Annotated in this window: 23 protein-coding genes; 17 read left to right on the top strand and 6 right to left on the bottom strand. The window is 41.1% G+C overall.

Features of this window, described 5'->3' with window-relative positions; translation table 11 throughout:
- Positions 1-94: 94 nt before the first annotated feature.
- From nuoG to lysS, 12 genes are all read left to right on the top strand, one after another.
- Positions 95-2,515 carry an NADH-quinone oxidoreductase subunit NuoG gene (nuoG, locus tag DMP02_RS03995; RefSeq protein ID WP_126322785.1) on the top strand — a complete coding sequence of 807 codons (2,421 nt, stop codon included), beginning with the start codon at positions 95-97 and terminating at the stop codon, positions 2,513-2,515.
- Entirely contained in the window at positions 2,505-3,533 is a 1,029-nt protein-coding gene (nuoH, locus tag DMP02_RS03990) for an NADH-quinone oxidoreductase subunit NuoH (protein WP_126322784.1), read from the top strand. Before nuoG ends, nuoH begins: the two co-directional genes overlap by 11 nt.
- Positions 3,530-4,027, top strand: a complete 498-nt coding sequence (gene nuoI, locus DMP02_RS03985; protein ID WP_197720791.1) for an NADH-quinone oxidoreductase subunit NuoI — start codon at positions 3,530-3,532, stop codon at positions 4,025-4,027. Before nuoH ends, nuoI begins: the two co-directional genes overlap by 4 nt.
- 187 nt (positions 4,028-4,214) lie before the next feature.
- Positions 4,215-4,811, top strand: coding sequence for an NADH-quinone oxidoreductase subunit J (locus DMP02_RS03980; RefSeq protein WP_126323499.1), 597 nt, complete (start codon positions 4,215-4,217; stop codon positions 4,809-4,811).
- Complete coding sequence (nuoK, locus tag DMP02_RS03975) at positions 4,808-5,113, top strand: NADH-quinone oxidoreductase subunit NuoK (protein WP_126322782.1); 306 nt, start codon at positions 4,808-4,810, stop codon at positions 5,111-5,113. The genes DMP02_RS03980 and nuoK overlap by 4 nt, the downstream gene beginning before the upstream one ends.
- 6 nt (positions 5,114-5,119) lie before the next feature.
- Entirely contained in the window at positions 5,120-7,060 is a 1,941-nt protein-coding gene (gene nuoL / locus DMP02_RS03970; protein WP_126322781.1) for an NADH-quinone oxidoreductase subunit L, read from the top strand.
- A 21-nt stretch (positions 7,061-7,081) separates the two neighbouring features.
- A complete protein-coding gene (locus tag DMP02_RS03965; protein WP_126322780.1) occupies positions 7,082-8,635 on the top strand; it encodes a complex I subunit 4 family protein in 1,554 nt (517 codons plus the stop codon).
- Complete coding sequence (gene nuoN / locus DMP02_RS03960) at positions 8,632-10,101, top strand: NADH-quinone oxidoreductase subunit NuoN (RefSeq protein ID WP_232019614.1); 1,470 nt, start codon at positions 8,632-8,634, stop codon at positions 10,099-10,101. The genes DMP02_RS03965 and nuoN overlap by 4 nt, the downstream gene beginning before the upstream one ends.
- A gap of 28 nt (positions 10,102-10,129) precedes the next feature.
- Positions 10,130-10,702 (top strand): BON domain-containing protein, encoded by a 573-nt coding sequence (locus DMP02_RS03955; RefSeq protein ID WP_126322779.1) that lies wholly within the window; start codon positions 10,130-10,132, stop codon positions 10,700-10,702.
- 160 nt (positions 10,703-10,862) lie between these two features.
- Positions 10,863-12,047, top strand: coding sequence for a DesA family fatty acid desaturase (locus tag DMP02_RS03950; RefSeq protein ID WP_126322778.1), 1,185 nt, complete (start codon positions 10,863-10,865; stop codon positions 12,045-12,047).
- A 144-nt stretch (positions 12,048-12,191) separates the two neighbouring features.
- Positions 12,192-13,290 (top strand): peptide chain release factor 2 gene (prfB, locus tag DMP02_RS03945; protein WP_126322777.1). Its coding sequence is split into 2 segments (ribosomal slippage): positions 12,192-12,266 and positions 12,268-13,290, totalling 1,098 coding nucleotides; the frame shifts between segments, so codons are not numbered across the junction.
- Positions 13,291-13,477: 187 nt separating this feature from the next.
- Positions 13,478-14,983 (top strand): lysine--tRNA ligase, encoded by a 1,506-nt coding sequence (gene lysS / locus DMP02_RS03940; RefSeq protein WP_126322776.1) that lies wholly within the window; start codon positions 13,478-13,480, stop codon positions 14,981-14,983.
- Positions 14,984-15,067: 84 nt separating this feature from the next.
- Here the strand turns inward: lysS and DMP02_RS03935 are convergent, their stop codons facing one another.
- From DMP02_RS03935 to DMP02_RS03910, 6 genes are all read right to left on the bottom strand, one after another.
- Positions 15,068-16,405 (bottom strand): NCS2 family permease, encoded by a 1,338-nt coding sequence (locus DMP02_RS03935; protein WP_126322775.1) that lies wholly within the window; start codon positions 16,403-16,405, stop codon positions 15,068-15,070.
- Positions 16,406-16,555: 150 nt separating this feature from the next.
- Entirely contained in the window at positions 16,556-16,708 is a 153-nt protein-coding gene (rpmG, locus tag DMP02_RS03930) for a 50S ribosomal protein L33 (RefSeq protein ID WP_126322774.1), read from the bottom strand.
- Between the two features lie 19 nt (positions 16,709-16,727).
- The gene (gene rpmB / locus DMP02_RS03925; protein ID WP_126322773.1) at positions 16,728-16,964 is read right to left on the bottom strand and encodes a 50S ribosomal protein L28; all 237 of its coding nucleotides are present in this window, start codon (positions 16,962-16,964) and stop codon (positions 16,728-16,730) included.
- 93 nt (positions 16,965-17,057) lie between these two features.
- Entirely contained in the window at positions 17,058-17,723 is a 666-nt protein-coding gene (gene radC / locus DMP02_RS03920; protein WP_232019613.1) for a RadC family protein, read from the bottom strand.
- Between the two features lie 88 nt (positions 17,724-17,811).
- Complete coding sequence (locus DMP02_RS03915) at positions 17,812-18,285, bottom strand: EVE domain-containing protein (RefSeq protein ID WP_126322771.1); 474 nt, start codon at positions 18,283-18,285, stop codon at positions 17,812-17,814.
- A gap of 1 nt (position 18,286) precedes the next feature.
- Complete coding sequence (locus DMP02_RS03910) at positions 18,287-20,017, bottom strand: proline--tRNA ligase (protein WP_126322770.1); 1,731 nt, start codon at positions 20,015-20,017, stop codon at positions 18,287-18,289.
- Positions 20,018-20,242: 225 nt separating this feature from the next.
- Between DMP02_RS03910 and DMP02_RS03905 the strand changes: the two genes are divergently transcribed.
- From DMP02_RS03905 to DMP02_RS03885, 5 genes are all read left to right on the top strand, one after another.
- A complete protein-coding gene (locus DMP02_RS03905; protein WP_172593975.1) occupies positions 20,243-20,737 on the top strand; it encodes a hypothetical protein in 495 nt (164 codons plus the stop codon).
- Positions 20,738-20,743: 6 nt separating this feature from the next.
- Positions 20,744-21,751, top strand: a complete 1,008-nt coding sequence (locus tag DMP02_RS03900) for an ankyrin repeat domain-containing protein (protein ID WP_126322768.1) — start codon at positions 20,744-20,746, stop codon at positions 21,749-21,751.
- 381 nt (positions 21,752-22,132) lie between these two features.
- Complete coding sequence (locus DMP02_RS03895) at positions 22,133-22,465, top strand: FmdB family zinc ribbon protein (RefSeq protein WP_126322767.1); 333 nt, start codon at positions 22,133-22,135, stop codon at positions 22,463-22,465.
- 18 nt (positions 22,466-22,483) lie between these two features.
- Positions 22,484-24,259, top strand: a complete 1,776-nt coding sequence (gene aspS / locus DMP02_RS03890) for an aspartate--tRNA ligase (RefSeq protein ID WP_126322766.1) — start codon at positions 22,484-22,486, stop codon at positions 24,257-24,259.
- A gap of 11 nt (positions 24,260-24,270) precedes the next feature.
- The gene (locus tag DMP02_RS03885; protein ID WP_126322765.1) at positions 24,271-25,050 is read left to right on the top strand and encodes a hypothetical protein; all 780 of its coding nucleotides are present in this window, start codon (positions 24,271-24,273) and stop codon (positions 25,048-25,050) included.
- Positions 25,051-25,059: the final 9 nt, after the last annotated feature.

Raw genomic sequence — 25,059 nt, 5'->3', positions numbered from 1 at the left:
CGAGCCGCGGGACGACGAATCTAAAACAATATTGGGTTCCCTTCTGTTGCTCAAGTCGCGGGACTACAATCCATTTTAGTGAAGAAATAAGACAATGATAGATATTGAAATAGATGGTCGACCCCTACAAGTAGAACAAAACACTACGATTATTGAAGCTGCTGATCAAGTTGGTATTTATATTCCACGTTTTTGTTACCATAAAAAATTATCCATTGCGGCGAACTGCCGTATGTGTTTAGTGGAAGTCGAAAAATCCGGAAAACCGTTACCCGCGTGTGCAACGCCTGTGACAGCCGGTATGAAAGTGTTTACCGAATCTTCTAAGGCCAAAGAAGCACAGCGTTCGGTGATGGAATTTTTGCTAATTAATCATCCGCTCGATTGTCCTATTTGCGATCAGGGCGGTGAGTGTGAATTACAAGATTTATCCTTAGGTTATGGACAAGCTGTCTCACGTTTTACGGAAGGTAAACGTTCGGTAAAAGACGATAATTTAGGTAGTTTAATTTCAACAGAAATGACGCGTTGTATTCAGTGTACGCGTTGTGTGCGTTTTGGTCAGGAAATTGCAGGACTTAAAGAATTAGGCACGCTGAATCGGGGTGAAAATCTTCAGATCGGTACTTATATCGAACACAGCGTAGAATCTGAATTGTCGGGTAATATTATCGATCTGTGTCCGGTCGGTGCATTAACCTCAAAGCCATTTCGTTTTAGTGCGCGTGCGTGGGAATTACAACAGTCACCGTCTATTGCACCGCATGATTGTTTAGGTTCAAACATTTATTTGCATACGCGCCGAGAAGAAGTCATGCGTGCGGTGCCACGAGAAAATGAAAATATTAATGAAACTTGGGCTTCAGATAGAGATCGTTATAGTTATTTAGGTATTCATACTGCGGATCGTCTTACTAAACCGTATATTAAAGAGGATGGACAATGGTTTATCCTGGATTGGGAAACAGCTTTAGAAAAAGTAATACACGGATTTCAAGCGGTCTTAGAAAAAGATGGGGCGGCCGCATTGGGTGCGTTAGCGTCGCCGAGCAGCACTACGGAAGAGCTTTATCTGTTACAGAAACTATGGCGCGGTTTTGGATCGCAAAATATTGATCACCGTTTACATCAAACGGATAGTCGCCATCAAGATCAGATCGCACTTTTTCCGCCAGGAATAAATTTAGCGGAACTCGAACAACAAGAATTTATTTTATTAGTTGGATCGAATATTCGACGTGAACAACCCTTAGCATCAAATCGATTACGCAAAGCCCAATTAGCGGGCACTAAAATAGCCAGCATTAATTGTTTAGATATTGAATTTCCTTTTCAATTAAATGAAAAAATTATTATTCCGCCGCAAGAATTGCCGTTTGTTTTGGCCGGTATTGCAAAAGCCTTAAATAGTGATGCAGTGCCTGCACCATGGGCGGATATTCCGATCACTTCAGCGCAAAAGAAATTAGCTGAAAAACTAAAATCTAAAAGATCTGTCATTATTTTAGGTGCAATTGCGCAAAATCATCCACAAGCGGCGACAATTACACAACTTTGTGAATGGATTGCTGAACATAGTGATACAGTACGTTGTGTGGTGATGACAGAAGGTGCGAATAGTGCCGGTGCTTGGTTGGCGGGCGCCGTGCCGCATCGATTACCTGGCGGTGTTGCGGTGGCTAAGCCGGGGTTATCCGCGCATGAAATGTTTAATTCAGCATTAAAAGCCTATTTACTCCTCAACATTGAACCCTCTTTAGATTGCGCTAATCCGAATCAGGCCGTCAAAGCATTACGACAAGCCGATTGGGTGGTTGCGTTATCGCCTTATAAATCAAACTATTTACTAGAGCATGCACATATCATCTTACCGATGACCAGCTTTGCAGAAATGAGTGGTAGTTTTGTGAATGTGGCGGGCGAATGGCAAGATTTTGCGCCGGCTATACCACCTTTAGGTCAAGCAAAACCGGCTTGGGAAATTTTGCAAACACTAGGTAACTTAGCCGGGTTAGCGGATTTTAATCAGGCCACGCATGATTTTATTCGCGCTGAATTGCGCCCGGCTTTAAAAGAACAGTTTTCCTCGAAGGGATACTCACAGCAATTGGATTTTTGGCAAGGCGCCGCGAAAATGAAGCAACCGGAGTGTATTAATATACATGAGGATTGCGAATTGAGCGGGAACGCAGCAAAAAATTCAAGTGCGAAGAGTATTACACGAATTACCGAATGGCCATTGTATCGTGTAGATAGTTTAGTGCGTCGTTCACCCGCACTACAAGCCGCTGCCGGTAATGATCGCGTGGGCGTGGCGATGAACACACAGTTAGCCAAGGTATTACAGCTTAAAGAAGGTCAAATGGTACAGGTTAAACAAGGCACCGGGCAGGCAAGTTTAGCGGTGCTAATTGATGAACGTCTTCCTAATGACTGTGTGTGGATTCCCGCGGGTTGTGACGAGACAGCAAGCTTGGGTGAATCTTTTGTAGCGGTTGAAATCTATGCTGAATGATTTACTTTTATTACTTTGGATCATTATTAAGATCGTTATTATTACGATCCCGTTACTATTGACGGTAGCGTATCTAACCTTAGCAGAACGTAAAGGTATTGGTTACATTCAGGCTCGAATTGGACCTAATCGGGTAGGGCCACTGGGAATTTTGCAACCCATTGCCGACGTGGTTAAGTTAATTACTAAAGAAATTATTGTTCCGTCTGCTTCTAATCGTTATTTATTTATTATCGCGCCGATTGTAACGATTGCGCCGGCGTTAGCCGCTTGGGCGGTGATCCCATTTAGCGAAGGTTTAGCCTTAACGCAAATTAATGCCGGTGTACTGTATCTTTTTGCCATCACCTCATTAGGTGTTTACGGTATTCTGATTGCCGGTTGGGCCACCAATTCAAAATATGCCTTACTCGGTGCATTACGTGCCGCTGCACAAACGATTTCATATGAAATTGCGATGGGATTCGCGTTTGTGGGTGTGTTATTAGCCGCCGGTAGCATGAATTTGCATGATATCGTGATAAAACAAGACGGCGGGCTTTGGCATTGGTTTTGGTTACCGTTGTTACCTTTGTTTATTACCTATTGGATTTCCGGTATTGCAGAAACGAATCGTGCACCTTTTGATTTAGCCGAAGGTGAATCAGAAATCGTGGCAGGTTTTCACGTGGAATATTCAGGCATTGCGTTTGCATTATTCTTTCTCGCCGAATATATGAATATGATTTTAATTGCGGCGATTGCATCCTTACTTTTTTTAGGGGGTTGGTTATCACCGTTTCAAGGAATTCCTGTTTTAGATAAAACATTTTTATGGGTTCCTGGTATCATCTGGTTGTTTTTAAAAATGGCGGTTTTTTTGTGGCTCTTCATTTGGTCACGTGCCACCTTTCCACGCTATCGCTACGATCAATTAATGCGTTTAGGCTGGAAGATTTTAATTCCTGTTACCTTGCTTTGGATAACAGTGGTTGCATTTGCAGTACAATTTAAACTCGCGCCTTGGTTTAGCTCATGAATATGCTGAAAAGAACGTTACAACTTATCAAAGCCTATACACTGTGGGAACTTTTTAAAGGCTTAAGCGTAACCGGCCGACACTTTTTTAAGAAAAAAGTGACTATCCAGTTTCCGGAAGAAGAAACGCCACGTTCGGTTAGGTTTCGTGGTTTGCATGCCTTACGTCGTTATCCGAATGGTGAAGAGCGTTGTATTGCTTGCAAATTGTGTGAAGCGGTGTGTCCTGCGTTAGCGATTACGATTGAAGCGAAACCACGTGACGATGGTTCACGTCGAACATCACTGTATGAAATTGACTTGTTTAAGTGTATTTATTGTGGGTTTTGTGAAGAATCTTGCCCGGTAGATGCGATTGTGGAAACCAATATTCCGCATTATCACTTTGAAAATCGTGGCGAACAGATTATGACCAAGGAAAAACTATTAGCGATTGGCGATCGTTATGAGAAGCAGATAGCTGAGGAGCGAAAAGAAGATGCACCTTATCGTTAAACGCATCGTCCCGGCCGCTGTCCTCTGGTTTGACCAAAGGATTGAATACTTACCCAAGGACGTCGTCCCGCGGCTTGACCGCGGGATCCAGACGAGGAAAAAGAGTATTTGATGAGTTTTGTAAAAATATTTATTTAACAATGATAGGTCCTGCGGTCAAGCCGCAGGACGACGGACGAAAGAGATGATAATTCCGATTCAACAATGTGCTTTCTTTTTATTTGCGGCGCTATTAATTGCGGCGGCATTCATGACCGTGATTGCACGTAATCCGGTACGATCGGCTTTATTTTTAGTGTTAGCTTTTTTTGCGGCGGCGGCTTTATGGATTTTATTAGAAGCGGAGTTTTTAGGCTTAGTGTTAATTTTAGTCTATGTGGGCGCGGTCATGACCTTGTTTTTATTTGTCATCATGATGTTAAACATTGATGCCACTGAAAAACAACGTGGTTTTGTTAGCTACCTTCCGTATGCGGTGATTACCGTCGCGGTATTACTGGCGATTCTTATTTACGCCTTGTTCCCTGTTGTGACAGCGCATACCTTAATTTCTCAAGCCGCTGAGGTGAGTAATACGCAGGCATTAGGCAATATTTTGTATACAGAATATGCTTATCCCTTTGAAATCGTCGGTGTTTTATTATTAGTGGCTATTATTGCCAGTATTGCATTAAGTACTAAAGAAAAACGCTTTAATAAAACCATACCGCCTGAAAAGCAGTTCAACGTAAAAGCGGCGCATAGGGTGCGTATTATTAAAATGGAGCCAAATAAAAAAAGATGATTCCACTGAATTATTATTTAATACTGGGCGCTATTATTTTTAGCTTAGGTTTATTGGGTCTGGTGATTAACCGCAAAAACGTACTCATTTTATTGATGTGTGTGGAGTTATTACTCTTAGCAGTTAATATTAATTTTGTTGCCTTTTCGCATTATTTTCAGGATTTAGCGGGTCAGATTTTTGTATTTTTTATTTTGGCAGTTGCCGCGGTGGAAGCGGCTATCGGTTTAGCGATTTTAATTGTTTTATTCCGTAGCCGGCATAGTATTGAAATCGATGTCTTAAATCGTTTAAAGGGTTAGTGCCGTATGAATGTTCAATTATTAAATGTTCTACTGGTTTTATTTCCCCTGTTTGGTGCGTTGATTGCGGGTTTAGGCGGTAAAAGGATTAGTAACCAGGTCGCGCATACCGTGACTATCGCGGGTGTTGCCGTCGCATTTGCCATATCGCTTTACTTTGCTTATCTTTTGTTTGTACAGCATATCGGTGTTCAGGATCATAACCTCTATATTTGGGGTTTAACCGGTCGGTTTCGTTTTGATATCGGTTTTCTCGTCGATCCTTTAACCGGCGTGATGTTCCTGATTGTAACCTTTGTTTCTTTGCTGGTGCATATTTATAGTATTGCCTATATGGCCGGTGATCCGGGTTATAAGCGCTTTTTTAGCTATATGTCGGCGTTTACCTTTGCGATGTTAATGCTGGTGAGTGCGAATAACTTTTTGCAACTTTATTTTGGTTGGGAAGCGGTTGGTTTAGTTTCTTATTTGTTAATTGGATTTTGGTTTAAGAAAGAATCCGCTAATGCCGGTAGTTTTAAAGCGTTTCTAGTGAATCGAATCGGTGATTTTGGATTTTTACTCGGTATTGCATTACTGTTTAATTATTTTGGACGTTTAGATTATCTGGCCGTGTTTCATGCAGTACCGGCCATACAACACGCTACCTTAAGTATTTTTCCGGGTACACAATGTTCGGTCACTAGCTTAATTTGTTTCTTATTATTTATTGGCGCGATGGGTAAATCGGCGCAGATGCCTTTACATGTGTGGTTACCTGAGTCCATGGAAGGTCCAACACCCATTTCAGCCTTAATCCATGCGGCCACCATGGTAACCGCCGGGGTTTACTTGGTCGCACGCCTTTCGCCGTTATATGAATATTCCACCACCGTGTTGAATGTTATTTTAGTGTTAGGCGCTTCAACCGCTTTATTTATGGGTTTGATTGCGATCGTACAAAATGACATTAAGCGCGTGATTGCTTACTCCACGTTGTCACAGTTAGGTTACATGATGGTCGCCTTAGGTGCTTCTGCTTATGCTGCCGGTATTTTTCATTTAGTGACACATGCTTTCTTTAAAGCTTTATTATTTTTGGCTGCCGGTTCCGTCATTCTTGCGATGCACCACGAACAAGATATGCGAAAAATGGGTGGTTTACGCAAGTTTATGCCCATTACCTACAGCACTTTTTTAATCGGTGCATTGGCTTTAACCGCCGTCCCACCTTTTGCAGGTTATTATTCAAAAGACGCCATCATTGAGGCGGTACATTTGTCACATTTATCCGCTGCACCGTATGCTTATTATTGTGTGTTAATCGGTGCTTTTGTAACGGCACTTTATACGTTTCGTGCTTTTTTCATGGTTTTTCATACCAACGAGCGTTTTAGCGCAGAACAACGAAAACATATTCATGAGTCGCCGGGCGTGGTGAAAATTGCGTTGATTGCCTTAGCAATCCCTTCACTGCTAGCCGGTTATCTATTAGCGGGTCCGTTTTTAAAGGCACATGGATTTTTAAGTTCTATCTTGTTTGTATTGCCTGAACATAAACAGATTATTCCATTAGAACCGTTTGCCATGAAAGCATTTCTGATTGATCATTTAGCGCTGCTGTTTGCCTTAGTCGGTATTGCCATCGCATGGCTATGTTATAGTCGTATCCCTACTTTACCCGATAAGCTTAAAAAACGTTTTGTATGGCTTTATCAACTGCTGGTGCGTAAATATGGATTTGATGAGTTTAACCAAACCGTGTTTGCAGATGGTGGGCGCCGTTTAGCTAAATTATTTTTTAGAGGGGATGCCAATTTATTAGATCATTATCTAGTGAATGGAGCAGGGAGACGTATTAGTTGGCTATCTAGTGTATTGCGGCACTTACAATCGGGTTATCTTTATCAATATAGCTGGGTGATGATCGCAGGCATCGTGATATTTTTATTAATTTTTGCATTATAAATTCATTTTAACCGTGTAAACATGTTTACAACTTTAATCGAACATTTTCATAGTTTATTCCAACACCATTTATTAAGTTTGCTGATTTGGTTACCTATTCTGGGTGCGGTCAGTGTGGTAGCAGTGAAGGGCGATACCTATCCTAATCGTGCGCGCGTGGTGGCTTTAATTACCTCATTGATTTCCATTGGTTTATGTATACCGCTTTATCTAGGATTTAATCCGGCATTGAGTAGTATGCAATTTCAAGAAAATGTACCGTGGATTACCGCTTTTAACGTTAATTATGCCTTAGGCGTGGATGGCATTTCCTTACCGCTGATTTTACTAACTGTTTTTACGACCTTGCTGGTGGTGCTAGCCGCTTGGCGCAGTATTGAATTGCGTGTAGCGCAATACATGGCGGCTTTTTTAATCATGCAATCCATGATGGTGGGTACCTTTGCCGCAACTGATTCGATTTTATTTTATGTGTTTTGGGAAGCGATGCTGATACCGATGTATCTGAGTATTGGTGTGTGGGGAAGTGCCAATCGTTCTTATGCCTCGATTAAGTTTTTCTTATATACCTTTTTGGGATCAGCCTTGATGTTGATCGCCTTACTTTATTTAGGCTTTAAAAATCCTACACATGATTTTTATATTGCTGGTTTTTATCCGCTTAAATTGACGATGAGCGAACAAATATGGATTTTTCTTGCGTTCTTAATTGCATTTGCCGTCAAAATTCCGATGTGGCCATTGCATACTTGGCTTCCTGATGCACATACCGAAGCGCCAGCGGGCGGTTCTGTGGTATTGGCGGCATTAATGTTAAAGCTCGGTGGTTATGGTTTTCTGCGTTTTAGTTTACCGATTGTTCCTGATGCCAGTCATTATCTTGATATGGTGATGATTGTGCAGGCATTAATTGCCATTGTTTACATCGGCATGGTTGCTTTAGCGCAAGTTGATATGAAGCGTTTAATTGCTTATTCCTCGATTGCGCATATGGGTTTTGTAGTATTGGGTTGTTTTATGGTGTTTGTCATCATGAAACATAGCCAAAACACCTCGATGGCTTATATGAGTTTAGAAGGTGCGATGGTGCAGATGATTTCACATGCCTTTAGTTCAGGCGCCATGTTTTTAGCAGTGGGTATGTTAGCGCATCGTTTCCATAGCCGGCAGATTAAAGATTACGGTGGCTTAGCATTTCGTATGCCGTTATTAACCGCCTTTTTTCTATTGTTCGCGATGTCGAATGTGGGGCTTCCGGGTACGTCCGGCTTTGTAGGCGAGTTTATGATTATTATGAGCGCGATGCAGGCCAGTTTTTGGATTACGGTGGTTGCTGCAACGACCTTGATTCTCAGTGCTGCTTATACATTATATATGTATAAGCGGGTATTTTTAGGCGAAGTGACGAATCCTTTAATAGAGACCGGCACGGATATTCAGGGCTTTGAAAAAGTAGTTTTTATTTTATTAGCGTTCGCCATTATTTTTATTGGAGTCTATCCATCGCCCTTATTAACCATGATGCATACTTCTATAGACTCAATTTTGCAGTTGAGTTTGCAAACTAAATTATGATGATGCTAACACTTACAACACTCTTAAACTTTCCTGCATTGCCTGAAATTGCTTTATTAGCAATGATTTGTATCGTTTTGCTCATAGAGCTTTTTGTTAAACAAAAGCAGGGCGACGTGACATATATGGCCACACAGTTAACTTTACTGCTGACTTTATTTTTAGTTTTTCGTGCGCATACCATACCGTCACAAGTTATTTTTAATCAACATTTTATCTGGGATTCCGTCGCGTATGTGATTAAATTCAGCTTGTTGATTCTTAGCATTTTTTCTTTTATTTATGTGCATGATTCGATTAAGAAAAAACCCATTAACCCGGGTGAATTCTATTTGTTGGGTTTATTTTCTATTCTAGGCATGCTGATTTTAACCTCAGCGAATAGTTTGTTAACACTTTATTTAGGTTTAGAACTTTTATCCTTCCCGCTTTATGCCTTAGTTGCTTTGCAACGCGGTTGTTCGAATAGCGCAGAAGCCGCGATGAAATATTTTATCTTAGGCGCATTAGCGGCCGGTTTATTTTTATATGGTCTTTCGCTGATTTATGGTGCCACCCATTCGCTTATTATTCCCGACATTAATCAAGCCTTACTGCATAGTACACAATCACCCATTATTTTAGCGATAGGGCTTATCTTCATTGTGGCGGGGATTGCCTTTAAATTAGGGGCGGTTCCTTTTCAATTATGGGTGCCTGATGTGTATCAAGGTGCACCGACGGCCGTCACACTCTTTGTGGGTGCGGCGCCTAAAGTAGCTGGTTTGGCGATGGCGATACGGCTACTGGTCGATGCATTGCCTATGCTGCATGACCATTGGCAACCGCTATTGGCGATTATTGCATTTTTCTCGTTTGGCCTAGGCAATCTGGTTGCTATTGTGCAAACCAATCTCAAACGGATGTTGGCCTATTCGGCGATCGCGCATATTGGCTATACCTTATTAGGCTTAGTGGCAGGTACGGCGTTTGGCTATGCCATGAGTTTATTTTATGTGCTCATGTATGGATTAATGGCCGTAGCAGCCTTTGGTATTCTAATTGTCGTCAGTAAATCGGGCCATGAGGTTGAAAATGTGAACGATTTGCGAGGCTTAAATGCCCGTAGCCCATGGCTAGCCTTTTTGATGCTGATTATTATGTTTTCTATGGCCGGTATTCCGCCTACCGCCGGCTTTTTTGCCAAGATGGGTATATTGCAAGCCCTCATAGAGGCTCATCAGCTGTGGTTAGCCACATTGGCTATCATTTTTGCTATTATTGGGTCCTATTACTACCTTTATGTGGTAAAAGTCATGTATTTTGAGGAGCCAGAGCCCACCTTGCTCCCCCTGCAAATCGCACAAGATACCTACCTTGCGCTCAGTATTAATGCTATACTATTACTCGTTTTTGGCTTATTTCCCAGCCAATTGATATGGCTGACAAAAGCGTCATTTATGACGATTACTCATCCCGTTTTTTAAGACGGTTATTTAGAGGTTAGAAAGCTTAATGAAAAAGATTTTTCTTATTTTGACCCTATCACTGGCCTTGCAAGGCTGTGTGGCCGGTGCTTTTGTAGCGGGTAGTGCCGCAACCGGGGGCTTGGTCACGGATCCGCGCCCGATTGGTGTGATTAAAAGCGATGAGGAAATCAATTATAAGTCGAATAAGAAATTGGCTAATGATGCAACGTTGTCATCAGAAACCCACATCTCCTCGGTGAGCTATAACCAAGTGGTGTTGTTAACGGGTCAAGCCTATGACGAGGAATTACGGGCTAAAGCAGAAGAGTATGCAAAATCAATACCGGGTGTTAAACGGGTGTTTAATAAAATTACTGTCGGTATTCCTACAACCGCCTTGCAACGTACCAAAGATGTGGGTATTACCTCGACTGTTAAAATGAAAATGTTTGCGAATAGAGAGTTAAAGTCGAATCATTTTAAGATAGTGACTGAGAATGGTGTGGTATACATTCTAGGTGTCTCTACTCCCAAGCAAGCTGATCTGGCGGCATTAATTGCCAGAAAGTCAGCCGGTGTTAAGCAGGTTGTTAAGCTAATAGAATATAAAGAAGAATGAATCGTCATTGCGAGCACGCAGCGCGCGTGGCAATCTAGAGATTATGACTGGATGGCCGCGCTTACTACGTAAGCTTGCCATGACGGTTAATAAAAATTTAAATAAAAAATTTTGGGTTAGCCGTAGAAAGGCTAAATCCGGCTTATAAAGAGGTTAGCGTATGTTATTCGGGTTATTGAATTTATCATTTTGGGGCTATGTAATAGCCTTGTTAATACTAACGCATATTACGATTATTGGTGTGACGGTGTATCTACATCGTTCCCAAGCCCATCGTTCACTGGATTTACATCCAGCGTTGAGTCATTTTTTCCGTTTTTGGTTGTGGTTAACCACGGGTATGGAAACCAAAGAATGGGTTGCTATTCACCGTAAGCACCATGCTAAGTGTGAAACAGAGGAAGACCCACATAGTCCGCAAATCAAAGGGATTAAAAAAGTATTTTTTGAAGGTGCTGAGCTTTATCGCGAAGAATCAAAAAATATGGATACCATGGAACGCTATGGTCAAGGTACCCCAGATGATTGGATGGAACGCAATGTTTACAGCAAACATAGTGTGATGGGTATCGTCAGCATGTTTGTTATCGACGTGGTTTTATTTGGTATTCCTGGTGTGACGATTTGGGCCTTACAAATGCTATGGATTCCTTTATTTGCCGCCGGTGTTGTGAATGGTATAGGTCATTACTGGGGTTATCGTAACTTTGAATGTCCTGATGCGGCACGTAATCTTCTTCCTCTTGGTGCTTTTATTGGTGGAGAAGAGCTGCATAATAATCATCACACCTTTCCTACCTCGGCTAAATTATCCGTTAAGCCTTGGGAGTTCGATTTAGGTTGGGTTTATATTCGTTTATTTCAGGCGTTAAAGCTGGCTAAAGTTAAACGCGTTTCTCCGCAACTTAAAGAAACACCTGGTAAACGCCAGGTTGATTTAGATACCTTAGCAGCGTTGATCACTAATCGTTTTCAAGTGATGGCGCGCTATAGTAAAGAAGTGCTTTTACCTGTTTTAGAAGAAGAAACAGAAAAAGCGAATACTACGATGAGTAAAGCCTTATTGAAACGTGCTAAGACTTCACTTATTCGTACCGAATCGTTATTAAACGATGAACGTAAACAGCAACTTGCTGATATCATTAAAAAACATGATATGTTGGCTTTGGTTTATCAATACCGGATTAAGTTGCAAGATATTTGGTGTCGTACTACGGCTACACAGCGCGAACTATTAGAAGCGTTACAAGAATGGTGTAAACAAGCAGAAGCGACGGGTATTTGTGTGCTTAAGAAGTTTGCTGCAAATTTAGCCGGGATTTCGACTCAGAAAAAATTAAGTTAGTATCATTCGTCATTGTGATTGCCATGCGTCCTCTCGCAATGACAGTGAAGTGTGGCAATCTAGACAGAATTGGACAGATTTATATAAAGAAATGACATAACTGGATTGCCGCGCGCCTACGGCGCTCGCAATGACGAGATTAGTATGTTTGAAACAGCCCCTATTACTCAAAAAATTAAAGACTTAGAAAGTCGAAGTGTCGAATTACGGAGGTACCTTTGACTATCCTACCAAGCTTGAACAACTCCAAGAGTTAGAACAGGAATTACAAAATCCCACTGTTTGGAATAATCCCGAAAAGGCACAAATTTTAGGTAAGGAACGTGCTCAGCTGCAGCAATTGGTGGATACTTTTCAGTATTTAGAGCAATCCTTAGTTGATGTAAGCGGCTTGCTTGAATTAGCCATCAGCGAAGAAGATCCTGATCTGTTGGCGTCTATCACTCAAGATTTGAAAGAAGTTGAATCTAGGCTAGAAAAATTAGAGTTCCGGCGAATGTTTCCACGCCCCTTAGATAGCTATTCAGCGTATTTAGAAATACAATCAGGCTCAGGTGGTACTGAGGCGCAAGATTGGGCAGAAATGTTATTGCGTATGTATCTGCGTTGGGGTGAACAGCATAAATTTAAAGTGGATTTGATGGAAGTATCACCCGGGGAAGTCGCGGGAATAAAAAGTGCGACGGTTAGATTTGAAGGCGAATATGCTTACGGTTGGTTACGTACCGAAACAGGCGTACATCGTTTAGTGCGTCTTTCGCCGTTTGATGCGAATAAACGTCGTCATACCTCTTTTGCAGCGGTTTTTATTTCGCCTGAAGTGGATGACACCATTGATATTCAAATCAATCCAGCGGATTTACGTATCGATACCTATAGAGCCAGTGGTGCGGGGGGGCAGCACGTGAATCGTACGGATTCGGCGGTGCGCATCACGCATATTCCCAGTGGGGTGGTTGTACAATCGCAAAGCGATCGTTCACAGCATAAAAACCGTGATCAGGCGATGAAGCAATTACGTGCTAAATTATACGAATTAGAGCAGAGAAAACGTGCCGAGGAAAAACAGTCACAAGAATCGCTGAAACGGGATATTGGTTGGGGAAGCCAAATACGTAGTTATGTATTAGATGATGCACGTGTGAAGGATCTTCGTACCGGCGTTGAAACAGGAAATACGCAGTCAGTTTTAAATGGCAATATTAATTTGTTTTTGATAGCGAGTTTAAAAGCCGGTTTATAGCTTAAACACATAGGTTTAGACAACCCTTTTATTGCTTTACGTTATGTGCAGATCCGTCGTCCTGCAGCCTTGACCGCATGATCCATAAAAACTAGCCTATGGACCCTGGCTTTCGCCAGGGCGACGATTCTGTGTAGGTATCTTTATGCTAAAAGCTATATAATATTAATTTGGAAAAACTGAAAAAATGAAACAAGAAATTTTAACGAATACAAGTAGTGATGATTTATTTGCGCAGCGTAGAGCAAAGCTAGGTGAATGGCGTGATACAGGTCATGCGTATCCGAATGATTTTCGTCGCGATAGTTTAGCTGCTGATTTATTAGCGCAATATGATCAAGAAGCAGCAGAATCACTGCTACAGAAAAATAAATCGGTCACGATTGCTGGAAGACTGATACGGCATCGTTCTTCATTTTTAGATATTCAAGATATGTCGGGAAAAATCCAAGTGTATCTGGATAAAAAGAAATTATCTCCCGAATTATGGGAAATGACTAAAAAATTAGATTTAGGCGATATTATTGGTATAGAAGGTATTTTATTCAAAACAAAAACCAATCAATTATCTATTAACGTAGAAAAATTAACTTTACTTTGCAAATCCTTAAGGCCATTGCCGGATAAATTTCATGGCTTATCTGATTCAGACAAAGAGCAGCGTTATAGACAACGTTATTTAGATTTAATTAGCAATGAAGAAACACGAAAAACCTTTCAAATTCGTTCGCAATTAATTCAGGGGATTCGTCAATTTTTAAATAAAGAAGGTTATATCGAAGTTGAAACGCCGATGATGCATCTCTTGCCAGGCGGTGCGTTGGCTAGACCCTTTACTACGCATCACAATGCCTTAGATATGGAATTATTTCTGCGTGTTGCGCCTGAATTACATTTAAAGCGTTTGGTCGTAGGTGGTATTGAAAAGGTTTATGAAATTAATCGTAATTTCCGTAATGAAGGACTTTCAACGCGACATAATCCAGAATTTACCATGCTTGAATTTTATCAAGCTTATGCGGATTACCATGATCTGATGGATTTAACAGAGGCGATGTTACGTCAATTAGCGGAAGATATTTTAGGCAGTCCATTATTAAGCTATCAAGAAAAAACCTATGATTTAGCGAAACCGTTTAGACGGCTGAGCGTGTTAGATGCTATTCTTGAATTTAATACACACTATAGTATGAAGGATTTTACAGAACTTTCTTCTTTAAAAAAAATAGCAGAAAAGCTTAAAATCAATGCAGACATTATTGCCAGTGATTCGATTGGGAAATTACAATTTGCAATCTTTGAAGAAACCGTCGAGCAAAATTTACTAGAGCCTACTTTTATTACGGAATATCCGATTGCTGTGTCACCACTCGCGCGGCGCTGTGATAAAAACCCTGAGATAGCCGATCGATTTGAATTGTATATTGCTGGCCGTGAGTTAGCGAATGGCTTTTCCGAATTAAATGATCCGGAGGATCAAGCGGCACGTTTTAAAGAACAAAGTTTAGCGAAAGAAAAAGGTGATCATGAAGCGATGACTTATGATAAAGATTATATCATCGCCTTGGAATATGGGTTACCGCCTACCGCCGGGGAGGGCATTGGTATCGATCGTTTAGCCATGTTGTTTACCGATTCATTATCCATTCGCGATGTAATTTTATTTCCATTAATGCGTCCGGAAAATGAATGAGGATAACTGTTTCCAAATAGATATTGTATTGAAACGATGCATGGATGAAGCCTCTTTCTCACCGTGAAAAAGAAAAACAGCCAATTAAAGCGCCCAACCGCCGGCATAGAATATAACTAATGCAATGGCAATCAGGACGGTGCCTACATTTAGTTTGCGCCATTCACCGGTACATATTCGCCGTATCACTAAAGCACTAAAGCCAAGCATAATGCCTGTCACAATATTACAGGTTAATACGATAAAGACCGCACATAACAATCCAGATACTGCATCTATAAAATCAGTAAAATTAAGTTGAGAAACATTACTTAACATCAATAATCCAACATACATTAATGCAGGTGCTGTCGCATAGGCAGGTACTAAATAGGATAGTGGTGAAATAAATAAGGTTAATAGAAATAAGACACCTACCACGGTAGCGGTCAAACCTGTTTTTCCACCGGTGGCTGTTCCAGCGGCCGATTCAATATAAACAGCGGCGGGTGATGCACCGACTAGACTGGCGAAAATACTGCTGATGGAATCTGAGGTTAAAGCTTTAGCTTCATTGTGAATCTGATTGTCTTCGCGTAGTAAGTTAGCTTGGCTGGCAACGGCACGAATGGTCCCCGTAGCATCGAATATGGCGGTCATGACCAGGGCTAAGACACTAGGTAGTATGGCAGGATGCAGGGCACCCATAATGTCCAAATTGAAGAATAGCGAGTGACCTTTTGTATCGTGAAGATGAGGTAGTGCAAAGAGCCCCTGATATTTAACATGCGGATCGAAAATTAAGCCAATGAGCGAAATAGCAATGATGACTAATAAAATCCCACCAGGGAAACGTCTTTTTTCAAGCCCAAAGATGACCGCGAGTCCCAGTAATGACATGATCGCTGGAAATGAGGTAAAGGCACCTAATGTGATAGGCAAGCCTTGTAGCGGATTTTTAATGACTAAACCGACGTTGTTAGCCGCAATTAATAATAAAAATAAGCCAATACCAATCCCTGTACCGCGCGCGACGCCCATGGGTAAATTACGCAAAATCCAAGCACGAATACCGGTAATAGAAATAAGGGTAAATAATATCCCCATCAGAAATACAGCGCCTAACGCGACCGGAATACTAATATGTTGCGTTAACACAATACTAAAGGTGGTAAATGCAGTGAGGGAAACAGCACAGCCAATAGCTAGCGGTAAATTAGCCCACAACCCCATCAGCAGAGAACCAAATCCAGCTACCAAGCAGGTTGCAACAAAGGCGGTTTCGGGTGAAAACCCAGCTTGTTTCAGCATGCCCGGTATCACAATCACGGAATAAATCATCGCTAGAAAGGTGGTGAGTCCTGCGACGAGCTCTTGTCGGATATTACTACCGCGTTCACTGATCTTGAAAAATAGTTCAAATAGGTTTTTCTGCTTTATCATGGTGCTTTCCTCTATTATGATATGAACAGAGATATTATGATATGAACAGAGATGGCAAGGTATAAATCTATAAAATAAAAACAAAAGCCCGCATAAAGCGTGCGTTGTAGTAGAGCAGTGTGTGACGGATTGCAGCGTCAACACTCGCAATTACTTGATTTTAGCTTCTTCGAAAAGTTCATGTTTACGTGTGATGGGATCATACTTTCTAAACTTTAACTTTTCGGGCTTTGTCTTCTTATTTTTATCGGTCGTATAATAATAAGCACTGGCCGTTGATTTTAATTTTACTTTATCACGCATAATAATTGCTCCGTATTACTTAAATTTTTTCGCCGCGAGCACGTAGCTCAGAAACGATTTTTTCAATGCCTTTCTTTTCGATAATACGCAAGCCATGGGCGCTCACCCGTAACTTTACAAAACGTTTTTCAGCAGCCATCCAGAGACGATGTGTTTGCAGGTTGGGTAAGAAACGGCGCTTGGTTTTTCGATTTGAGTGCGAGACATTATGTCCCACCATGGGGTTTTTACCCGTTATTTGACAGACCCTGGCCACATTAGCCTCCAATAGATGTATAAAATTTATTAACTGAACATACACGAAATTAGGAGGGTTTTATACCAAAAATACACCAAACTGTCAAAATCTTTACAGCAAACCTAGTCTGGCAAAGGAGGTTATTTGCCCCTCACCGATAATGATATGATCCAGCAAACGTACATCAATGGCTGACAAGATGGACTTTATTTCTTGGGTAATTCGCTTGTCGGCTTCGCTAGGCTCGGCTATTCCAGAGGGATGGTTGTGGGCTAAGATGACTGCGGCGGCATTGGTTTGGTAGACCTGCCGGACCAGCTCACGAGGATAGACAGCGGCCTCATTGATGCTGCCATGAAAAAGTTCTTTGAACGTTATAAAGCGGTGCCGATTATCTAGAAATAGACAGCTAAAGACTTCATAGGGGTAGGAGCGAAGTTTCGAGCTCAAATAACGTTGTACATCTTGGGGGTTATTCATGGCATCGGTACGCTCTATATTTTCCCTGAGGCAGCGAGTTGCTAGCTCTTTTGCCGCCTGTATTTGGACATACTTGGCGAAACCCAAACCGAGGGTTGTTGAGAATTCATCCAGGCTGGCAGCAATCACTTGGCGTAAAGTTCCAAATCGACTGATTAAATCGCGGCTAATATCAAGGGCTGTTTTTCCTCGGGCACCGGTACGAAGTAATACCGCCAATAGTTCAGCATCGGATAATGCCGCGGCTCCTTGAGCTAATAATTTTTCACGGGGACGTTCTGTCTGGGGCCAATCCATGATAGACATCGTTTTTTTCCTTAATTTAAGGGCGTCGTCCTAGCGAACGCCAGTATCCAGATAATTATCGATGGTTTTAATAGTTTTTTCAACGGCACTGCGCTGACACAAGCTGTATGATTGTGTTCCATTCTTCTGTCGTAATAGGCATTACAGAAAGGCGATTACCTTTTTGTAGCAAACACATCGATGTGAGAGACGGTTGTTTTTTTAAGGTGTCTAAGCGAAGTGTTGCCGTAAATTTTTCGGTAAATTTTACATCCACGCAAACCCACTGTGGTTTGTCAGCTTTGCTTTTGGGATCATAATGATGATGAGATGGATCAAAGGCCGTTTTATCGGTATAAGCTGGTTTTACTATTTTTATAATGCCGACGATGCCAGGGTTTGGACAACTGGAATGATAAAAAAAAGCCAGATCGTTGACTTGCATGGCTTGTAAAAAATTACGTGCCTGGTAGTTGCGCACACCATCCCACGGTTCTATTTGTTGAGGCCTTTTTTCAAGATCATCAATGCTAAAACTAGTAGGTTCGGATTTCATTAACCAGTAATGAGCCATTTTATACGCTTCTATTGTGAGTATGTTCTTTTAAGGCTTGTTGTAGAAAAGCTGAAATCTCATCCATTGGAATCGCTTTTTCGGCCTCTTCTTTTCGGTTTTTATATTTAATTAAACCATTTTGTAACTCGCTTTCTTTAATCACTAATCGATGCGGAATACCTATTAAATCCATATCGGCAAATAATGCGCCAGGTCTTTCATTGCGATCATCTAACAAGACTTCAATGTGTTGTTCGCTCAATTGTTTATAGAGTAAATCAGCGCATTGTTTAACGGATTCGGAGCGGTGATAGCCAATAGGAATAATAGAAACTTGGAAAGGTGCCATATTGATGGGCCAGAGAATACCGCGATCATCATGGTTTTGTTCAATCGCCGCACCAACGATTCGCGATACGCCTATACCATAGCAACCCATTTCTAAGTGTTTCGATGTACCATCTTCAAGTGTGGTGCGGGCATTCATAGCAAGACTATATTTGTTACCAAGTTGGAAAATATGTCCTACCTCAATACCCCGATCCATTTTTAAATGTCCTTTTCCATCTGGACTTAAATCACCTACGACGACTTCACGTAAATCAGCTACTTTAGGCAGCGGACAATCTCGTTGCCAATTAACATGTTTAAAATGCATATCTTTTTCATTTGCGCCACAAATAAAATTAGCCATCACAGCTGCGGATTGATCGACGATTAACGGAATAGATAAACCGATAGGGCCTATATAACCCACAGGTGCACCGACTAATTGCTTAATTTCAGTTTCTTCAGCCAATTGTAGGGGATATAAAATCTCAGGTAGCTTGGCTAATTTAGTGGGGTTTAGTTCATGATCGCCGCGTAGTACCAATGCAATTAAAGGTTGTTCTTTACCTTTGACAATCAATAATTTTATACAGTCTTTCGCTTCAACCTTAAGATAATCACTGAGTGCAGCAATGGTTTTTTGTCCGGGTGTTTCTACTTTTTCCATCTTGGCCGAGGGTGCCGGACGTTGGTCTAAAGAAACCAAGCTGGTCGCTAATTCGGCATTAGCGGCATAGTCACTGCTGTCACTATAAAATATTTTATCTTCACCTGTTGCGGCTAATACCTGAAATTCCTGAGATTGGCTGCCGCCGATATTGCCGGTATCGGCTAATACGGCACGGAATTTTAATCCTAAGGAAGTGAAAATTCGTGTGTAAGCTTCGTACATGGCTTGGTAAGTTTTGGTTAAGGAGTCTTTATCGCGGTGAAAAGAATAAGCATCTTTCATGAGAAATTCTCTGGCACGCATCACGCCAAAACGAGGCCGTATTTCATCACGAAATTTGGTTTGAATTTGGTAAAAAGTTAGCGGTAATTGTTTATAGCTACGTACTTCATGGCGTAGCAAGGCGGTGATAACTTCTTCATGGGTGGGTCCAAAACAAAAAAGACGCTTATGGCGATCCGTAATACGTAACAATTCAGGTCCATACGCTTGCCAACGTTGGGACTCTTCCCATAGTTCAGCAGGTTGTAGGTTAGGCATGAGGATTTCTTGTGCGCCAATGCGATTCATTTCTTGGCGAACAATAGCTTCAACTTTACGCACAACACGCAATCCTAATGGTAACCAGGTGTAAATACCGGAGGCTAATTTTCGGATCATGCCGGCTCGCAACATCAGTTGATGGCTGATGACTTCTGCATCTGCAGGCGTTTCTTTGAGAGTAGGAAAGTAGAGCTGGCTACAGCGCATAGTTGATTCGCCTAGGTTGATGAGATAGGTACGGTCTTATATTAGGGTATGGTTATCAAAATAATGGTCCTTATTGTAAATCCAATCATGATAAAAAAATAGATTTTATTTTTTGCTAACTTTATTTATACGAGGCGTATTAATTTTGCTTTAAGTTTTTTTGGTTATGATCGATACCTTCTATTTTAAGCTCTCAGGGGTGTTCCCGTTATCATGATTGAGTTGATGAATTTTTTGAGGCTTAGCTATAATGAGCATGGGATTGCTTATAGCTTAGCTAAACAGGCTTTAGAGGCCTTTCTTTTAGGTGATGAGGCTTTTTTACGGTATAAGGAACGCATAAGGACTATCAGTAACAAAGCGTTTCTTGAGCAGTTTCAAACGTTGCTTCAAGCACTTAATGGATGCACGAAGCTTGCGAGTGAAGCAGAACATATTGAAAATGAAGGCGGTCGGCATCGATTTAATTTATTGTACGATTACGCCGTCATTTTGCTAGGGGAGCCTGCCGCAGAAATTACCCTTTATAAAGTTTATTCAAAGGCTTGCCAAGATATATTTTCTTTCTTGGCGTCTGTGGCAGCGCAAAGTAAAGAAGCTCAACCATCACGTTATTTACCCTATGGGGATGCGGTTAATATTTCAGAAAATTCTAACACTGAAATTACTGCACAACATCAGCTCATTAAAACAGAAGACGGCATTAAGAAAATTGATTGATTTATTGTGCTTTACGATGATAATGCGCTGGAAGCCTATCTTAAAAAATTGCAAAATTGTTCCGAAAGGGATCGCTTGGCTATCCATTTAATGCCGCATTTGAATTTGAATACCAGCGCTTACCCCTTAATATTGATATACCATGCGGATCAGGCTTGTTGGTTCATTGAAAATTGTGGTGACTCTACGCTTTCTGCTTCTTTTGCTAAAGATAAGTTTGCTGATATAGCACACAAAATAAAACAAGATATGGGGTTTCAGCATAGTCATGAATTTCTTCTAGAAACCAGCTTTTATTACCTCTATAACCAAGGATCAGGGTTAAAGCTTAGCGCCGCTATGCCCTTTTTTATGGCAGAAATAGGTGATTGGGAAAGTGTTGAGGTTTTGTTAGAAGAAGAGTTGGTAGATGTCAATACGCAAGCAGTGGATGGGGCTACTTTACTTCATCATGCTGTAAAAAGTGGTGATTTTTATAGGGTTCAGCTTTTGTTGGATAAAGGGGCGAATCCTAATATTGAAACAAAAAATGGCGAGACGGCATTTACACTGGCTGTATCAATTTCTTTGTCAGAGCAGAATAAAATTGATTATGAAGATATCCTTAAAGCCTTGATAGATAAAGGAATCAATTTTTCTAGGCAGAAAAACAGCCTTATTAGTAAGGAAGCCTTGTCTGATTCTGGCGTGCAGCAATGCGTGACGGAAATAGAAAAATATAGCCAGTGTTTAAATAAAAAATGGATTGGACGTGATCTTGCTAAAAAGAAATCGCTTGCTTTGATGAACATTGTTCAAGCCTGTAAAGCTAATGGAACATTTTTCTCAGGGGCACAGCTAGCGCATGTTCGGCGCGTTATTCAGCAAGAAGAAGCCATTTTATCGCAACACCGGCATTGGCCGCAGGGTATCCTCCTGTATTTTTTTAAACAGCCTATTTTGAAAAATCGTGTCAGCAGTTATAAAAAAGTGATGGCCTTAGACCACGCTATTAAATGTTTGTTAGTGGCTTAAGTAGACCCCAAAGGCAGCCCAATATGTCTTTCCCTCTGCCCTATATATACCCATTACACTTGAAAATGCGAGAAGCATTTTCAAGTGCTTTCTTATCGCGATGGAGATTTTTAAGCGGTATATACAAAGCTGGCGGAATATTACGCACTCGATTAAAATACCCGCCAGCTGATGGCAGCCTAAAGAATTAGGCGTTATTTCCGTTTTTTGTTTATACGCTCATATACTCACAGTAATGGGGGATTTTCCAAGACAGCACCGAAAATTCAAGTGCGAAGCGTATATATGAAGCGGGATGGATATTTGAGAGGCGGTATCCGCCGCTTCGAGTACAATGCGACTATACTAACTAATTATAAAGAGAGGAGTTAAGGAACCACTATGCCTATTTACGAGTATCAATGTACTGCTTGTGGCCACCATTTTGATACCATTCAGACCTTTAAAGAGGAGGCATTGATTCATTGCCCGGTGTGCGGAGAGCCAACGCTTAAAAAACTCATTTCTGCGCCGGCCTTCCATTTAAAGGGCAGTGGTTGGTATGTGACTGATTTTAAAAACCAAGCGAAGCCGAATACAGAAAGCCAGGGAAATAAAGAGGCTACTTCAACCAAGAAAAAGATTGCAGAAGAAGCGCCTAACAAAGCGTTGGCGACGGAATCTAAAAAAACTGAAAAATCACCTATAAAAAAATCGGATAAAACCGATGAATAGTTACAAGAGTTAAAAATTATGACGCAAAGAACACATTATTGTAGCCAATTAGGCGAGGAACTCCTGCAAAAAACCGTTCAAGTACGGGGGTGGGTTCACTATAGGCGTGACCACGGCGGTATTATTTTTGTTGATTTACGTGACCGTAGCGGACTTTTACAATTGGTCTTTAACCCTGAACAAACTGAACTTTTTAAACAAGCTGAAAGCTTACGTAATGAATATGTGATTGCGGTGGAAGGTCAGGTCAGCTTGCGTCCTGTGGGTACGGAAAATAAGCAGCTGAAATCCGGTAAAGTAGAGCTTCAGGTGGCAAAGCTAACTATTTTAAATACTTCATTGGCATTGCCTTTTGCTATCGATAGTTATACTCCAGTGAGTGAAGAGGTGGCGCTGAAGTATCGTTATCTGGACTTACGCCGGCCGGATATGCAAGCACGGTTTATTTTACGTACCAAAGTGGTTAGCTTTATTCGTCGCTTTTTGGAAGAAAAAAACTTCTTAGAATTGGAAACACCTATTTTAACCAAAGCCACACCGGAAGGCGCGCGTGATTATTTAGTGCCTAGCCGCGTTCATCCCGGTTCATTTTATGCTTTACCTCAATCCCCACAATTATTTAAACAATTATTGATGATGTCGGGATTTGATCGTTATTATCAAGTTGTGCGTTGTTTTCGTGATGAAGACTTGAGAGCGGATCGGCAACCTGAATTTACCCAGCTTGATATGGAACTCTCGTTTTGTGATGAGAAAACCATTCAGGATTTAACTGAAAATCTCATTTCTTCGTTGTTTAAAGAAATTCTACAGGTTTCATTGCCGCATCCTTTTCCGCGCATGAGCTATCAGGAAGCGATGCAACGTTATGGTAGTGATAAACCTGATTTACGTATTTCTTTAGAATTAATTGATATCGCTGATTTAGTTCAAGGGATTGAATTTAAGGTTTTTGCTGATCCCGCTGCAGATCCACAAGGTCGGGTTGTTGCACTGCGTATTCCGAATGCTGTTGATTTAACGAGAAAAACGATTGACGAATACACGCAGTACGTGAGTATTTTTGGCGCCAAAGGCTTGGCGTATATTAAAGTAATTGATCGGAATAAAGGCTTGGAAGGGCTGCAATCACCGATACTTAAATTTATTCCTGAAGCGGTGGTGACGGCTATTTTAGAAAGAGTTGATGCTCAAACCGGCGATATTATTTTCTTTGGTGCTGGCAAATCCAAAATCGTGAGTGATTCATTAGGTGCGTTGCGTGTTAAATGCGGACATGATTTTAAATTAGTGAAAGCCGGTTTTGCGCCGTTATGGGTCGTCGATTTTCCTTTATTTGAATTCGACGAAAAAGAACAGCGTTTACAAGCATTGCACCATCCTTTTACAGCGCCTCAAGTAGCTGATGTGGATGAACTACAAGCGAAAAGTGCCACCTGTCTTTCTCGTGCTTATGATATGGTACTTAATGGCTGTGAGATTGGAGGGGGATCCATTCGTATCCATGATTCTCATGTACAAGCCGCTGTTTTTGATTTATTAGCGATTAGCGAACAAGAACAAAAAGACAAATTTGGATTTTTATTGGAGGCGCTAAAATACGGTTGTCCTCCTCATGGCGGTATTGCGTTTGGTTTGGATCGCTTAGTCATGTTAATGACCGGTGCATCTTCTATTCGCGATGTGATTTTATTTCCGAAAACGCAGGCGGCCCGCTGTCCTTTAACAGAAGCGCCCAGTGCGGTGAGTCTTGCACAATTGAATGAATTATCGATTCAAGTTCGAAAAAAATAGAGGGTTTGCTTATGTCACAATCGTTACCACCTAATTTAGTCAAAGCAACAACAGGTCAGTATTCCATTCCTATCCGTGCTATTTTTTCTGAAGCCTGGCATCGAATAAAAGGCATGAAAAAATCTTTTTGGGGTGGGTTTGCCTTACTTTTTCTTACCCTAGTGGGTATTTATGTGTTATTTCAATTTTTCTTGGCGGTTTGCTCGGTGTTGCACTTGTATAAGGCAGGGGCGATAGGTGGGTTTATTGCTGGCGGTTTTTTTGAAGTATTACGTTTATTATTAAGTATGTCGCTGGTTTTTTTAGCGTTACAACATCTTCGTCGTCAATCTATTACTTCAACGATGGTTTTTGAATTCCGTAAAGCCTGGAAACCGTTAACGATCATTGCGGTGAGTTTTTATTTATTGAATTTTCTTTTAGTTTCGAGTGGGAAACTGATTTTAAACAAGTTTAATGCGCCCGGTTTAGAAAATGCCTTTGCTCTTGGCATGGGAATACAATTTATTGTATTTATTATTTTATTTACCTATATCGCCATGCTTATTACGATGAGCATGTTATTGATTTTAGATAAAAAAATGTCGCTTAAAGAAAGTTTTACGGTTGCTTTTAAGTCAATTAACCAGCATGTGTTTAAAAATATAGCTTTATTGTTAGCGACTAGTTTTTTATTTTTAGGCATAGGTCTTGTAACATTAGGGGTTGGTTTGATTTGGTTATTGCCTTTTATGTCGTTAGTGTCGGCAATCCAGTATCAACGAATTTTTTGTACGGATTCGATTGATTAAGTAGGATTG

This window comes from Candidatus Rickettsiella viridis (assembly GCF_003966755.1).
GTDB lineage: Bacteria > Pseudomonadota > Gammaproteobacteria > Diplorickettsiales > Diplorickettsiaceae > Rickettsiella_B > Rickettsiella_B viridis.
Note: the sequence above shows the minus strand (reverse complement) of the source record. Positions and strands in the feature narration are given on the sequence as shown.

Coding starts and splice junctions, on each gene's coding strand:
- nuoG (WP_126322785.1), top strand. CDS start 95: ATGATAGATATTGAAATAGATGGTCGACCCCTACAAGTAGAACAAAAC.
- nuoH (WP_126322784.1), top strand. CDS start 2,505: ATGCTGAATGATTTACTTTTATTACTTTGGATCATTATTAAGATCGTT.
- nuoI (WP_197720791.1), top strand. CDS start 3,530: ATGAATATGCTGAAAAGAACGTTACAACTTATCAAAGCCTATACACTG.
- nuoK (WP_126322782.1), top strand. CDS start 4,808: ATGATTCCACTGAATTATTATTTAATACTGGGCGCTATTATTTTTAGC.
- nuoL (WP_126322781.1), top strand. CDS start 5,120: ATGAATGTTCAATTATTAAATGTTCTACTGGTTTTATTTCCCCTGTTT.
- DMP02_RS03965 (WP_126322780.1), top strand. CDS start 7,082: ATGTTTACAACTTTAATCGAACATTTTCATAGTTTATTCCAACACCAT.
- nuoN (WP_232019614.1), top strand. CDS start 8,632: ATGATGATGCTAACACTTACAACACTCTTAAACTTTCCTGCATTGCCT.
- DMP02_RS03955 (WP_126322779.1), top strand. CDS start 10,130: ATGAAAAAGATTTTTCTTATTTTGACCCTATCACTGGCCTTGCAAGGC.
- DMP02_RS03950 (WP_126322778.1), top strand. CDS start 10,863: ATGTTATTCGGGTTATTGAATTTATCATTTTGGGGCTATGTAATAGCC.
- lysS (WP_126322776.1), top strand. CDS start 13,478: ATGAAACAAGAAATTTTAACGAATACAAGTAGTGATGATTTATTTGCG.
- DMP02_RS03935 (WP_126322775.1), bottom strand. CDS start 16,405: ATGATAAAGCAGAAAAACCTATTTGAACTATTTTTCAAGATCAGTGAA.
- rpmG (WP_126322774.1), bottom strand. CDS start 16,708: ATGCGTGATAAAGTAAAATTAAAATCAACGGCCAGTGCTTATTATTAT.
- radC (WP_232019613.1), bottom strand. CDS start 17,723: ATGGATTGGCCCCAGACAGAACGTCCCCGTGAAAAATTATTAGCTCAA.
- DMP02_RS03915 (WP_126322771.1), bottom strand. CDS start 18,285: ATGGCTCATTACTGGTTAATGAAATCCGAACCTACTAGTTTTAGCATT.
- DMP02_RS03910 (WP_126322770.1), bottom strand. CDS start 20,017: ATGCGCTGTAGCCAGCTCTACTTTCCTACTCTCAAAGAAACGCCTGCA.
- DMP02_RS03905 (WP_172593975.1), top strand. CDS start 20,243: ATGAATTTTTTGAGGCTTAGCTATAATGAGCATGGGATTGCTTATAGC.
- DMP02_RS03895 (WP_126322767.1), top strand. CDS start 22,133: ATGCCTATTTACGAGTATCAATGTACTGCTTGTGGCCACCATTTTGAT.
- aspS (WP_126322766.1), top strand. CDS start 22,484: ATGACGCAAAGAACACATTATTGTAGCCAATTAGGCGAGGAACTCCTG.
- DMP02_RS03885 (WP_126322765.1), top strand. CDS start 24,271: ATGTCACAATCGTTACCACCTAATTTAGTCAAAGCAACAACAGGTCAG.